Annotated in this window: 14 protein-coding genes and 1 rRNA gene; 8 read left to right on the forward strand and 7 right to left on the reverse strand. The window is 69.9% G+C overall.

The features are described from left to right. Positions 1-89: ribosomal RNA gene (locus BLQ76_RS18615) — 16S ribosomal RNA — on the reverse strand; the annotation flags it as partial. Between the two features lie 609 nt (positions 90-698). Continuing rightward, positions 699-2,069 carry an Nramp family divalent metal transporter gene (locus BLQ76_RS18620; protein ID WP_090676612.1) on the reverse strand — a complete coding sequence of 457 codons (1,371 nt, stop codon included), beginning with the start codon at positions 2,067-2,069 and terminating at the stop codon, positions 699-701. A gap of 283 nt (positions 2,070-2,352) precedes the next feature. Here BLQ76_RS18620 and BLQ76_RS18625 point away from each other — a divergent pair, with 283 nt between their 5' ends. Genes BLQ76_RS18625 through BLQ76_RS18640 form a run of 4 tightly spaced genes read left to right on the forward strand, consistent with a single transcriptional unit; the run spans position 2,353 to position 5,250 of the window. Further along, the gene (locus BLQ76_RS18625) at positions 2,353-3,531 is read left to right on the forward strand and encodes an alpha/beta fold hydrolase (protein ID WP_090676479.1); all 1,179 of its coding nucleotides are present in this window, start codon (positions 2,353-2,355) and stop codon (positions 3,529-3,531) included. Beyond that, the gene (locus BLQ76_RS18630; protein ID WP_090676481.1) at positions 3,528-4,112 is read left to right on the forward strand and encodes a protein-S-isoprenylcysteine O-methyltransferase; all 585 of its coding nucleotides are present in this window, start codon (positions 3,528-3,530) and stop codon (positions 4,110-4,112) included. The genes BLQ76_RS18625 and BLQ76_RS18630 overlap by 4 nt, the downstream gene beginning before the upstream one ends. 34 nt (positions 4,113-4,146) lie before the next feature. Then, positions 4,147-4,755, forward strand: a complete 609-nt coding sequence (locus BLQ76_RS18635) for an alpha/beta fold hydrolase (protein ID WP_090676613.1) — start codon at positions 4,147-4,149, stop codon at positions 4,753-4,755. Positions 4,756-4,809: 54 nt separating this feature from the next. Next, the gene (locus BLQ76_RS18640; RefSeq protein WP_090676482.1) at positions 4,810-5,250 is read left to right on the forward strand and encodes a Fur family transcriptional regulator; all 441 of its coding nucleotides are present in this window, start codon (positions 4,810-4,812) and stop codon (positions 5,248-5,250) included. Positions 5,251-5,506: 256 nt separating this feature from the next. Here BLQ76_RS18640 and BLQ76_RS18645 read toward each other — a convergent pair whose 3' ends face one another. Next, positions 5,507-5,941 (reverse strand): OsmC family protein, encoded by a 435-nt coding sequence (locus tag BLQ76_RS18645; protein ID WP_062015392.1) that lies wholly within the window; start codon positions 5,939-5,941, stop codon positions 5,507-5,509. Positions 5,942-6,179: 238 nt separating this feature from the next. On the opposite strand from BLQ76_RS18645, the gene BLQ76_RS18650 reads away from it, so the two are divergent. Together BLQ76_RS18650 and BLQ76_RS18655 are read left to right on the forward strand one after the other, a co-directional pair. Further along, complete coding sequence (locus BLQ76_RS18650; protein WP_090676483.1) at positions 6,180-7,151, forward strand: tyrosine recombinase XerC; 972 nt, start codon at positions 6,180-6,182, stop codon at positions 7,149-7,151. 108 nt (positions 7,152-7,259) lie between these two features. Continuing rightward, positions 7,260-8,330 carry a TraB/GumN family protein gene (locus BLQ76_RS18655; protein WP_090676485.1) on the forward strand — a complete coding sequence of 357 codons (1,071 nt, stop codon included), beginning with the start codon at positions 7,260-7,262 and terminating at the stop codon, positions 8,328-8,330. 6 nt (positions 8,331-8,336) lie between these two features. Here the strand turns inward: BLQ76_RS18655 and BLQ76_RS22240 are convergent, their stop codons facing one another. The 4 genes from BLQ76_RS22240 to BLQ76_RS18670 all read right to left on the reverse strand — a co-directional run bounded on the left by BLQ76_RS22240 (position 8,337) and on the right by BLQ76_RS18670 (position 11,285). Next, positions 8,337-8,945, reverse strand: a complete 609-nt coding sequence (locus BLQ76_RS22240; RefSeq protein WP_170842662.1) for a DUF1007 family protein — start codon at positions 8,943-8,945, stop codon at positions 8,337-8,339. Further along, on the reverse strand, positions 8,942-9,685 hold the full coding sequence (locus BLQ76_RS22245; protein WP_170842663.1) for a hypothetical protein: 744 nt from the start codon (positions 9,683-9,685) through the stop codon (positions 8,942-8,944). The genes BLQ76_RS22240 and BLQ76_RS22245 overlap by 4 nt, the downstream gene beginning before the upstream one ends. Continuing rightward, the gene (locus BLQ76_RS18665) at positions 9,682-10,272 is read right to left on the reverse strand and encodes a HupE/UreJ family protein (protein WP_090676489.1); all 591 of its coding nucleotides are present in this window, start codon (positions 10,270-10,272) and stop codon (positions 9,682-9,684) included. The genes BLQ76_RS22245 and BLQ76_RS18665 overlap by 4 nt, the downstream gene beginning before the upstream one ends. 152 nt (positions 10,273-10,424) lie before the next feature. Beyond that, positions 10,425-11,285 carry a hypothetical protein gene (locus tag BLQ76_RS18670; protein WP_139184060.1) on the reverse strand — a complete coding sequence of 287 codons (861 nt, stop codon included), beginning with the start codon at positions 11,283-11,285 and terminating at the stop codon, positions 10,425-10,427. 98 nt (positions 11,286-11,383) lie between these two features. On the opposite strand from BLQ76_RS18670, the gene BLQ76_RS18675 reads away from it, so the two are divergent. Continuing rightward, positions 11,384-11,635 carry a hypothetical protein gene (locus tag BLQ76_RS18675; RefSeq protein ID WP_090676492.1) on the forward strand — a complete coding sequence of 84 codons (252 nt, stop codon included), beginning with the start codon at positions 11,384-11,386 and terminating at the stop codon, positions 11,633-11,635. 119 nt (positions 11,636-11,754) lie between these two features. Continuing rightward, a complete protein-coding gene (locus BLQ76_RS18680) occupies positions 11,755-12,033 on the forward strand; it encodes a hypothetical protein (protein ID WP_090676494.1) in 279 nt (92 codons plus the stop codon). Positions 12,034-12,036: the final 3 nt, after the last annotated feature.

The following is a 12,036-nucleotide window of genomic DNA, read 5'->3' on the forward strand; positions in this document are numbered from 1 at the left end:
TCTGCCACTCCCCTTGCGGGGCGTTCGACTTGCATGTGTTAAGCCTGCCGCCAGCGTTCGTTCTGAGCCAGGATCAAACTCTCAGGTTTGATATAAGAGCTTGCCTGACCGTCACACTGTCTCAAAGCAAAAGACGAAGCTCTGATGAACCCAAAACCCAGACAGGATCTCTCCCAACCAGGTCCAAAGCCATCAGCTTCTTCTCTCACGAAACGTGTCCGATCCGGCTCGTTCCTCGGACGTCCAAGCCAGCAAAGGATAAGCCAGCCCTTCTCGTCCTCAGCGCAACACCGCCGTCCACGTCTCTCTTTCTTCTCACATTATGCAGTTGTCAAAGAACACGCCGACGAAGCGGCGTTGCGCAGGACGTTGCCATCCTACTGCGAAACTGTCAGATCGACGCTCGATCCGGTGAGAGGTTCATCGGGGGTAACGAACTACCGGGGACATCCGTCCCGGGCGCTTCGTAACCCCTTCGTCCGAGCCGCGATCGGTGCGTTCCGCTCCGGTCCGCCGCTCCGGCGCCGCAGCGCCGTCTCGATGGGCGGCTTATAGGCGGCACCCGCTTTCGGGGTCAAGCACGAAAATCGAAAAAACTGCACCTCGCGTCGATTCCTGTGCCCGATCAGTGTCTTACGTCCGGGTTTGCGCGTCACTCAAGTGTCGCGCAGTGCTTCGAGCCGTCGTGCCGGCTTGTCCTAGCTGAGCGTCGAGGTCGCGAAATCGACGACGAGCTTGGCGTTCAGCGCCACGATCAGGGTTGCGATCGCGACCGCGACGACGAGGAGCCAGTTCGGCGCTCGAAACGCGCCCATCTTGCCGCGGTCCATCGACAGCCGAACCAGAGGCACGACCGCGAAGGGCAGTTGAAGTGACAGGACGACCTGACTGAACACGAGGAGCGCGCTCGCGCTTCCCTCCCCGTAGACGAGGATGATCGCGGCTGCGGGTACGATCGCAAGACTGCGCGTGATGAGGCGCCGCACCACGGGTGACAGGCGAAGGCGCAGGAAGCCCTCCATTACGATCTGGCCCGCGAGGGTCGCCGTCACGGTCGATGACAGGCCCGAGGCCAGGAGGGCCACCGCGAACAGCACGGGCGCGATCGCGGCGCCAAGCAGCGGGGCGAGCAGCGAATGGGCTTCCTCCAGGTCGCCCACCGCGCCGTGCCCCGTCTCGTGGAAGCTCGCGGCCGCCAGAATCAGGATCGAGGCGTTGACGAGCAGCGCGAAGCCGAGCGCGATCGTGGAGTCGAGCGTCGCGAAGCGGATCGCTTCGCGCTTGCCCGCCGGATCCTCATGGTAGGCGCGCGTCTGCACGATGCCGGTGTGGAGGTAGAGGTTGTGCGGCATGACGGTCGCGCCCAGGATGCCTAGCGCCAGATAGAGCTGCTGCTGGTCGGTCACAATGCTGGCTCGCGGCAGGAAGCCCGAGGCGATCGCGGCGATCGAGGGCTGCGCCAGAAGAAGCTGGCCGACGAAGCACAGGGCGATCACGAGGATCATCGTCGCGACAAAGGCTTCCAGGCGGCGGAAGCCGCGCGACTGCAGCCAGAGGATCACGAACACGTCCAGCGCGGTGACCAGCACGCCCCATTCCAGCGGCAGGCCGAACAGCAGCTTCAGCGCGATCGCCGTTCCGATCACCTCGGCCAGGTCCGTCGCCACGATCGCCAGTTCCGCCAGGATCCAGAGCGCGAACGAGGTCGGGCGCGAGTAGGTATCGCGACAGGCTTGGGCGAGGTCGCGGCCCGTGGCGATCGCAAGCCGCGCGCAGAGCGCCTGAAGCACGATCGCCATCAGCGACGACAGAAGCACCGCAAACAGCAGCGTGTAGCCGAACTCCGACCCGCCGGCGAGCGAGGTCGCCCAGTTGCCGGGATCCATGTAGCCGACCGCCACGAGATAGCCCGGTCCTAGAAAGGCGAGGAAGCGGCGCCAGAACGGGCCGCCCTGGCCCACGGGCACGGTGCGATACGAGCTGGCGAGCGACCCCTCTTCGCGGGCGGAATGAAACCCGTCCGGCCGCCGCACGGACGGATCGAGGGCGGCGGTATCATGGGGCGGCATGAGGTCGATCCGGTTCTGGAAGGTCGCCAGCAAGCTAGGTCGAGCAAGGGCCGAGGTCAATGCAAATGCGAATGGTTTGCAACAAACCGATCCCAACCGCTGCGTGCGAGCTTCAATCCCTTGTCGGGCGATGCCGGAACCCGACGACCAGCCACTGCCGACGGTCGCCCGTCCCCTGCACCTGCGGACCGGTGTTAGTATGATCGTCGCCTTGCAGCGGGCCGTATCGCGCTCCGCCCGTCGCCCGCTCGACACCGCCGCACGCGGCGACTAGATGTCGCCCATGGTCGAACCCGTTCGGAAACGGGCCGTGTTCTTCATCGGAGGATACGACCCCAAGACACCCGATGCCTTCTTCGAGCGGTTCCGACGCGACCTCAGCCGCTCCGGCGAGCTCTGGAACCTCGTCTCCTCCACGCAGCGCGCGGACAACGAGCCCGCGCGCGATATCGGGACGCTCGCGATCCGCACGACATCGGCGGACGCAGGCTGGGAAACGCGCACCGACTTCACGTTCTTCTCGCTCGACACGATCGTGCTCGCCGACTTCGCGCGACCGCCGCCTGTCCGCCTTTGGCGCTACCTCGTCGCCTTCGCCGACTTCGTGGCAAGCGGCACGGCCGGTCGCTTCTTCATCCATGCCTGGCGCTTCGGCCTGTACTTCCTCTACCCCTTTGCGGTCGTGCTCGCCTGCCTGCTTCTGGGAGCTGTCGCGGCCGCCGGCGCGTGGCGCTGGCTCGGGCCCTTCGCCCTCGCCCTCGGCGTTGCGGTCTTCGCGCTGACGCTGGGTCTGGCCGGTCGCCGCTGGTCGATCGCCCATCTCATGGATCTTTGGAGCTTTTCGCGCGACCACATGCGCGAACAAAGGCCGGAGGCGGACGCGTTGCTGCACCGCTTTGCCGAAGCGATCCGCGACCGGGTCGCTGAGGAGACCTACGACGAGGTCCTTCTGGTGGGGCACAGCACGGGCGGCATGATCATGCTGGAGGTGGCTTCGCTCTACGCGGCGCTCGACACCCCCTCCCGTCCGGGCACCGCCACGCTGGTGCTGACCCTCGGCTCCACCGCGCTCAAGGCCGGCTATCACCCGGCCGCCGTGCGGTTCCGCGAGCGCGTTGGTCGCCTCGCGCAGGATCGGCGCCTCGGTTGGGTCGAGGTCCAGTGCCTGACCGACGTCATCAACTTCTACAAGACCGATCCTCTCGCCGAGATGGGCCTCCGGTCGAACCGGACGGAACCCTTTCCCATCGTGCGAACCATCAAGATCCGATCGATGCTCCAGGCCGACACCTACCGGCGCGTCCGCCGCCGCCTGTTCCGGGTCCACTACCAGTACGTCTTCGCCAACACGAAGCCCTACTGGTACGACTTCTTCCAGATCGTCTGCGGGCCGGTTCCGCTGACCGAGCGCGCCCAGCACGCGCTGGTCGGCAGCCCCGCCGCTCGGGTGACCGCATCGTGACGCCCGCGCTCTCCGTCGCGATCTGGGTCGCATGCCTCGTCGCCTGGGTGGTGATCCGCCTTCCCTACCAGCGGCGGGCCCGCCGCATCGGCGTGTCGCGCGATGCCCGCACCCTTCCGGATCGCCTGGCGCTCGGCGCCGCAACCGTGGGTCTTGCGGTCATCCCGGGCCTTCACGTGGCGACCGGCGTCTTCCGCTTCGCCGATTACCCCTTCCAGCCCTGGCTCGCCTGGATCGGCGTGTTCGTCGCCGCCGCCTTTCTGGCGCTGTTCACCGCCAGCCACCGGGCGCTGGGAAAGAACTGGTCGGTGTCGCTGGAGATCCGCCGCGAACACACGCTCGTGACCGACGGGCTTTACCGCTACGTCCGCCATCCCATGTACTCGTCCTTCTGGCTCTGGGCTCTGGCGCAGGCCTGCCTCGTGCAGAACGCGATCGCGGGCCTGAGCGGACTTGTCGGCGTCGCGCTCCTTTACTGGACGAGGGTCGGGCCCGAGGAGCGGATGATGCGTGAGGCTTTCAACGGGGCCTACGACGCCTACGCCCGTCGCACGGGCCGCGTCGTCCCCAAGGTCTGGTGAGATGATCGATCCCGCGAACGAGGCGCCGGCCGGCCTGACCCGCCGCTCGCTGCTGACGGCTGGCCTGGGCCTGGTGCTTCAGGGACTGACGGGTCCGGCTGGGGCCGCCGGTCCGGCGGAGCGGGGTTCCCCGGCGGCGCCCCCGTCGGTGTATCTCCTGCGCGGGTTCGCGGGTGTCTTCTCCACCGGCATCGACGAGATCGACGGCGCGCTGCGCGCCTCGGGCGTCGCGAGCCATATCGGCAGCCATCTCGGCTGGCGCTCGGTCGCCGACACGATCCTCCAGCGCCACGCGGCGGGCAGCGACGGACCGGTCGTGCTGATCGGTCATTCGCTCGGCGCCAACGCCGCCATCTCCGTGGCCGAGCTCCTGGAGCGCGAGCGCGTCGACGTGCGCTATCTCGCGACCTTCGCCGCGACCGCGCCCGATCCCCTGCCCGGCAACATCGACCGCGCCGTGAACTTCTACTTCTCGCAGGGAGGCTGGGGCCTGCCGCTGGTTCCCGGCCCGCGCTTTCGCGGGCGGCTCGAGAATCGCGACTTCGCCGGATACCGCGACGTCGGCCACTTCAACATCGACAAGCAGCCTGCCCTCCAGACCGAGGTCGTCAAGGACACGCTTCGGATCCTGCGCCGGGGATGAAGCGGTCCGCCGCCGGCCCCTAGGCGGCGAGAAAGAATTTGATAGACAGGGCGGATGACGAGGTCCGCCCCCCCGCCCCCGGAAAAGCCCGACTACGAGACGCTCCTGCGCGAGAGCGGCGTGCGGATCACGCGTCCGCGCCGCACCATCCTCGGTATCCTCGCCGCGCAGCCCGGCCATCCCGATGCGCTGGAGATCTTCCGTCGCGCCAGCGCCGTCGATCCCGCCATCTCGCTCTCCACCGTCTACCGCACCATGCGGCTCCTCGAGGAGATGGGCGCCATCCATCGCCATGCCTTCGGCGACGGCCCCTCGCGCTTCGAGACCGCCGACGGCGACCATCACGACCACCTGATCGACATCGAGTCCGGCGAGGTCGTGGAGTTCAGCTCCGAGCGCATCGAAGCGCTGCAGACCGAGATCGCCCGCGAGCTGGGCTACGACATCGTCTCCCACCGCCTCGAAATCTACGGCCGCAAACGCCGGCCGGCCTGAGCGACGCTTGGGTCCAAGACGAGCCTCCGCCCCGGACCCGGCCTGGGCGAGCCACGGGTCTCTCCCGTCCCGACGGACCCGTCCGAGAAGGAATTTCCGAACCCTTCTTCGCGTTTGGTGACATGTCTGAGCCCGGGGAGGGCCACCGGCCCTCCCCGGGCTCAGAAACCTCTTCAAGTGAGGAGGGGTCCAGGGGAAATCATTTCCCCTGGTGGGGTCGAGGGGCGGTAGCCCCGCCTCAGCCCCTAGCGCCCGCTCAGACCAGCTTGGCGTCGAGCGAGACCTGGATGGCGCCGAGCGCCTTGGAGATCGGGCAGCCTTCCTTGGCCTTGGTGGCGAGTTCCTGGAACTTGGCGTCATCGATGCCGGGCACCTTGCCTTCCAGCGTGATGGCGCTGGACTTCACCTCGAAGCCGCCGCCGGCCTGCTCGACAGAGACCACGGCGCGGGCCTTGAGCTCGTCGGCCGGCGTGCCGTTCTCGGCCAGGAAGTGAGAGAGCTGCATGGCGAAGCAGCCGGCATGGGCGGCGGCGAGCAACTCTTCCGGATTGGTGCCCGAGCGGCCGGACTCGTCCTCGAAGCGCGACTTGAACGAATAGCCGTGCGCGTCGAGGGCGCCGGACTGGGTGGTGACGGTTCCCTTGCCGTCGCCCAGGGCTCCGTTCCAGATAGCGGTCGCGTGACGTTTCATGATGGGACATCCCTTCAGCGTGAGTCTGATCGGCCGGGCGGCCGGGCTTCGGCAACGCGGCAGCGCGCCACGGGTTGCCTGGAAACGCATGGTGCGCGATCCGATCGCCCCTATGGGGGCGCAGCGGTAGATGGTCCGTTCGGGCGCCTCGTCCAGCGCGGCGCGCGGCGTTAAAACTTTGCCGCGAAGCGCGCGGATAGAATGGACCGGTCCGCCTCCTCCCGCCGGTTCGAAGCCCATGCCCGACGCCCCCGCCCCGCTTCTCGTCTTCGCGACGCCCCGGCTTCTCGCGCTGAAGGCGGCGTGGCTGGACCGGCTCGGCGGCGAGCGCGCGCTCGGGCCCGAAACGGTGGAAGCCTACGAGCGGGACCTGCGCCAGTTCCTCCAGTTCCTGGCGCGCTACCACGGCCGCCCGGTCGAGACCGCCGACATGGCGGATCTGAAGCCGGTGGATTTGCGCGCCTTTCTGGCGGAGCGGCGGCGCGAGGGCGCGGGCGCGCGCTCGCTGAACCGCAACCTGTCGGGCGTGCGCTCCTTCGTGCGCCATCTGGAGCGCGAGGGGCTGGCCTCGTCGGCGGGAACAGGGGCCATGCGCGCCCCGAAGGTGCCGAAAAGCCTGCCCCGTCCGTTGAGCGTGCCGGACGCGCGGCTCGTGACCGAGGAAGCGGGCGCGATGGCGACCGAGCCCTGGATCGCCGCGCGCAACACGGCGGTGCTGACGCTGCTCTACGGCTGCGGGCTGCGCATCGGCGAGGCGCTGGCGCTGCCGGGCGATGCGCTCGCCGACCCCAAGGCGCGCTCCATGCGCATTCTTGGCAAGGGGCGCAAGGAGCGGCTGGTGCCGCTGCTGCCGGCGGTTCTGGAGGCGGCGGCCGAGTACCGCCGTCTCGTGCCCTTCGCGCTCTCGCCGGAGGAGCCCCTGTTTCGCGGCGCGCGGGGCGGGCCGCTCCGGCCGCAGATCGTGCAAGCGGAGATGCAGCGCCTGCGCGGCCTGCTCGGCCTGCCGGACTCGGCGACGCCGCACGCGCTGCGCCACTCCTTCGCCACGCACCTTCTGGCGCGCGGCGGCGACCTGCGCGCGATCCAGGACCTCCTGGGCCACGCTTCGCTCTCGACGACGCAGGGCTACACGGCGGTGGACGCCGCGCGTCTCGTCGGCGTCTACGACAGCGCCCACCCGCGCGCGCGCCGCGCCGCGCGCGGTTCGTGACAAGGCGACGGATCCTGTTCAGCCTTTGGTGGGCACGCCCATGAGAGGATCGCAACCTCGCCTTCGCCGTCCGGGCATCCGCCGCCCGTCCTTACCGGAGCCCGTTGCATGACGCCGACCCCCTTCCGGCCGGGCCGCCTGGCCCGCTTCGCGCTCGCAACAGCGCAGGCGCTGCCGCTGGCCTTGTGCGGGCTTCTCCTGTTCGGCCTGTTCGCCGCACCGGCGCAGGAGGCGGCACCCGGCGTCTGCCGGCCGGCCGAAAGCGCGGTGCCGACCCTGCGGACCGAGGGACGGCTCGAGGCGCTGGAACGCGAGGCGGCCGCCGAGCCGAACGGCGAAGGCCGCTTCTACCGGATCGAGCGGCCGGGTCTTGCGCCCTCGTTCCTGTTCGGCACCATGCACCTGTCCGATCCGCGCCTTCTCGCCCTGCCGCCCGCGGCCGATCGGGCTCTGGCCGGTGCATCGGCGCTGGTGATCGAGACCACCGACATTCTGGATCCGGCCGCCACGGGGCGAGCGCTGCTGCTGCGCTCCGACCTCACGACGCTTCCCCCCGGCCGCAAGCTGGCCGACCTCCTGCCGGCGGACGAACTGGACCGGGTCCAGCGGGCGCTGGCGACGCGCGCGCTGCCGCCGGCCTCCGTGGAAACGCTGCAGCCGTGGTTCCTGGCGACCGCGCTGGTGATGACCCCGTGCGAGGCCGAACGGCTCGCCGGCGGCGCCGAGGTTCTCGACGTCGATCTGGCGTCCCGCGCGAAGGCGGCGAACAAGCCGGTGGAGGGCTTGGAAACCGCGGTGGAGCAGATGGAGGCGCTGGCCTCCCTGCCGTTGGAAGCGCAGGCCACCAACCTCGTGGCGACGGTGGAAACGCTGGACCGGCTGCCGGCCGTGCTCGAAACCATGACCGATCTCTACCTCCAGGGACGGATCGCGCTGATCGGCCCGGTGATCGAGGCGATGGCGCCGGGCGGCACCGACGAGGCCAGCGCGCTCGAGGTCACGCAGGCCTTCGAGGAGCGCGTCATCACGGCGCGCAACCGGCTGATGACGGAGCGCCTGCAGCCGCTTCTCCAGAAGGGCGGACGCTTCGTCGCCGTGGGGGCGCTCCACCTGCCGGGCGAGGAGGGTGTCGTCGAAGCGCTGCGCCGCGCCGGCTGGCAGGTGACGCCGGAGGGCTAGGCACCCCTACCGATAGGGGGCGGGCCGGCAGGTCAGGCGGATTTCCTGGGGCACGATCGTGCCGTCGAAATAGGGATGCTCGGTGTCGTCGCGCACGGTGGCCGCGCATCGCCCTTCCCGGTCGCCGCGCAGCACCGCCGGCTGGTCCTGCGTCAAGGCGGCGTAGACCGCGAAGTCGGGGTCCTTCAGCTCCACCGCGATCTGCGTCGCGATCGGGTCGATCGGCTCGGGCAGGCGGAAGCCGAAGGCGAAGGTCACCGCGCCGTTGTCGAGGCTCGCTCGGAAGCCGAAGGGCTGCAGCGGCTCGCGCTCCGCGCCGTCCACGGTCAGATACGTGTAGTAGTGGATCTCGGCGAGCCGGCCGAGGACCTCGGTTTCCATGGCCTTGGCCTCGCGCTCGTCGAAGCGGCCGTCGTGGTTCTCGTCGTAGTCGAGGACGAGCTGCGCGCTGAAGGCCTCGTCGAAGGTCCAGGCCTCGCCGAACCCGCTGAGCCGGCCGTTCTCCATGTTGAACAGGACGCGGCATTCCATCGAGATGTCGGGATGGGCCTCGGCCGGCGCCGGCAGCGCGAGAAGCGCCGTGCCGAGAACGGTCGCGATGCGCGGGCCCCTCACGGCGCGGATCCCGCCGGCTCGGGCGCGAAGTCGGGAAACGGCGTGCTGTCGGCCGGTCCCATCAGGCCCGTCGCATCGGGTGCGACCATGCGGCCGCGAAAGGCGATCGTCGCGCCGCCGTAGAGCAGCGCCACGGCCAGCACCCAGGCGCCCAAGATGCGGGCGCCCAGGCCTCGTGCGGAAGCCGGCATCGCGCGCGCCAGCGCGAACAACAGAAGCACGAGCGCCAGAAGCCCGGCCGCCGCCAGCACCGGCACGGCGGGATCGTGGAAGCTCGGGTCGAGCAGCGGGATCGCGATCGACGCCATCGCCGAGGCCAGGGCCGCCGCTAGGAGCGTCCCGACGCGCGCAAACCGCGTCCCGCCCGAAAACAACGCCAGGCCGACGCCGAGGCCCGCGACCGGTCCCGTCAGGAAGGCATGCGTCGCGGCGTTCGGCAGAAGCGTCGCGCCCTGCAGGAACAGGGGCTGGCCGAGGTCGCCCAGCCAGCCGCCGAGCGCCAGGGCCGGCACGAAGAGAACGAGCGGCGTGCCGCTGGCACCGGCCGCAAAGCCCAGGCCCAGCGCCGGCAGAAGGAGCTCGCCGGCCAGGCGCCCCGCCAGAACGCCCCAGGCGACGCCGGGTCCGGCCCAGACGAGCCAGCCCAGGGCGCCGGATCCCACGACCGCGAGACCGGCGGCGAGCGGCGCCAGCGCCGCGCGGAACGCGGGGCGCTGTTGGACGGGCGCCGTGGCGCTCACGGCACCGCCACGAGAAAGCCGACACCCGCCAGCGCGATCGCTCCGCCCAGCGCCTGCGCGAGCCGTCCCCCGAAGGGCCGCCCGATCAGGAGCCCGACCGCAATGCCAGCGAGATGGATCGCTCCGGTCGCCAGCACGAAACCGATCGCATAGAGCGCCGGATCGGCGCTGAGCGGCAGTTCGACCCCGTGCGCATAGCCGTGGAAGACGGCGAACGTGCCGACCACCACGAGCGCTAGAACCTCGGGCAGCGGCAGGCGCAGGGCGATCAGGAGGCCGAGCGCCAGGATCGAGAGCGCGATGCCCACCTCGACATGGCCGAGCGGCAGGCCCGCCATCCCGGCCAGCGCGGCGGCGGCCATCACGAGCGGGAAGGTGGCGGGCAGCGCCCAGACCGAACGCCCGCCGATCTGGGCGCCCCATAGGCCGACCGCGAACATGGCGAGGAAGTGGTCGAGACCGGTGAGCGGATGGGCCAAGCCGCTGCCGAAGCCCCCGGCATCCTGCAGGATATGGGCCGAGGCGGGCGAGGCGAGAAGAAGCGCGAGAGCCGGCAGCGCGGCGGCGGAGCGAACCGAAGGGCGCATGACGAGCCGACATCCTTTCGTGAGGCGTTGGGTCGAGCGCGCGGAACCGCCGGCGCCCGAGCGCGACAGTCGCCCGAAGGGCGGCGAAAAAAGGGCGGATCGCCGGAGTCGCCTGCACACCCGCCCCCGCGCCGGCCCGGCGAAGGCCCGGTTCAGCGTTCGCGCTCGCCCGGCAGTGTCCTCGGGCCGCCGCCCATGCGCAAGCCGTTCTCGTAGTGGAAGGCCAGAAAGCCGAGAGCCTTCAGGATGCAGTCGAGATAGGTGTCCTCGAGCCGGGCGGTGACCGTGGGCGCGCCCGCCTCATCGGCGCCGAAGAGCCCGCTTTCGCGCCCCACCGCCACGATGCGCGTCACCTGCGCCCGGCTCATGTGGAAGCGCCGCGCGAGATCGCCCCGGCTCGGTCCCGGACCGCCCTCTCTCGCGCTCGCCACCACCGCCATCACCACGAGGCTTCCGCCCTCGATCTCCGCGAACAGGTGACGGAAGTCCGGATCGGGAAAGAAGACGTAGCCGTCCTGCGCATAGGCGTCGCTGCCCGAAACCGTGAGCGCGGGCATGAGCTGGCGCGGCGTCGCCTCCCGCGCGGCGGGCACGTCGAGAAGGCGCAGGGCGATCAGCGACGCCTCGATCCAGTCGGTCAGGAACTGCACGAGCTTCGGCTCGGCCCGGTAGAGCCGGCTGCGGCGGTCCGAGGGATCGATCCGCATCTGCGCGAAGCCGTAGTGGACGAGGAGCTGCAGCGTGGTCTGCGCGGTGCGCTTGGAGATGCCGGCCGCCTGCTCGCAGTAGCTCGCGAAAAGGCCGTTCGGCAGGCCGTATCCCTTCTCGTCCATCGCCGACATGAGCCCGAAGATCATGAAGGCGCGGTAGCGCTCCTCCTTGGACAGGAGCTTGAAGGCATAGGCCGCGTCCTCGCGCACCGCGAGGATCGCGCTCGTGTAGCGGTCCACCGCCTCGTCCACGGCGGCATGGCGCCGAAACCGGGCCTCGTAGCCTGCGGGCCCGCCACTCAAGCCCTCGTTCAGGGGACTTGAGGACCGCTTATGACCAGTCGCACGGGCCAACTCATCGTTATGAAGCATGCCCGGTCCGTCTACCTGAGAGTTTCGCGATGATGCATGCGCAGTCGAAGAAGATCAGCCAGGGTGCGGCGACCCGCCAGCTTCTCGACGAGATGGCCTTTGCGATCGCCGCGCTCGGTGCCCTCGTGACGGCCGCGCGCGCCCGCGGCGTTTCGCTGGACCTCGAGAGCGAGCGGATGGAGGATCTGGCCAACCGGCTGCTCGACCTGTCGGAGGAGGCCGGCGCACTCAGCGGACCGGGGCCGACCGATCGCCGCCCCGCCAACATCGATCTGCAATAGCGGGAGCCGGCCACCAATCTGACGCATCGGGTCCCGGAACACGGGTCTCGGCCAGCCGTTCCACAACCGGAAACGGGCACGCACGATTTCGTCCGCCCGTCCGGTTTCGGAGGCCCGTCATGCGCCGTCTCGTCCCCCTTCTCCTGGCCGGTCTCCTGACCGGCTGCACCGCGGCGGCCGACCAGCCCTTCGTGCCCGATGCCGGCCTCGTGCCGTCCTCCTACCGCAAGCCCGTGACGCGCAGTTGCGAGAACTACGCGGACCAGACCTACCGGAACTCCTACGAGAACTACTCCGACGATTCCGACGGCTTCGGCGTCAACGCGCTGCAGCGCCAGCGCGCCGAGGCCGACGGGCGCGAGGCCCTGGCGCGCTGCCGGGCCGGCCGGCTGAACTGAACC

This window comes from Aureimonas jatrophae, assembly GCF_900104035.1.
Classification (GTDB): Bacteria; Pseudomonadota; Alphaproteobacteria; order Rhizobiales; family Rhizobiaceae; genus Aureimonas; species Aureimonas jatrophae.

Bases quoted from the DNA above. Each gene is read 5' to 3' on its own strand.
- BLQ76_RS18640 (WP_090676482.1), top strand. From the start codon at position 4,810: ATGACGAGGTCCGCCCCCCCGCCCCCGGAAAAGCCCGACTACGAGACG.
- BLQ76_RS18650 (WP_090676483.1), top strand. From the start codon at position 6,180: ATGCCCGACGCCCCCGCCCCGCTTCTCGTCTTCGCGACGCCCCGGCTT.
- BLQ76_RS18665 (WP_090676489.1), bottom strand. From the start codon at position 10,272: ATGCGCCCTTCGGTTCGCTCCGCCGCCGCGCTGCCGGCTCTCGCGCTT.
- BLQ76_RS18620 (WP_090676612.1), bottom strand. From the start codon at position 2,069: ATGCCGCCCCATGATACCGCCGCCCTCGATCCGTCCGTGCGGCGGCCG.
- BLQ76_RS18655 (WP_090676485.1), top strand. From the start codon at position 7,260: ATGACGCCGACCCCCTTCCGGCCGGGCCGCCTGGCCCGCTTCGCGCTC.
- BLQ76_RS18680 (WP_090676494.1), top strand. From the start codon at position 11,755: ATGCGCCGTCTCGTCCCCCTTCTCCTGGCCGGTCTCCTGACCGGCTGC.
- BLQ76_RS18645 (WP_062015392.1), bottom strand. From the start codon at position 5,941: ATGAAACGTCACGCGACCGCTATCTGGAACGGAGCCCTGGGCGACGGC.
- BLQ76_RS18675 (WP_090676492.1), top strand. From the start codon at position 11,384: ATGATGCATGCGCAGTCGAAGAAGATCAGCCAGGGTGCGGCGACCCGC.
- BLQ76_RS18625 (WP_090676479.1), top strand. From the start codon at position 2,353: ATGGTCGAACCCGTTCGGAAACGGGCCGTGTTCTTCATCGGAGGATAC.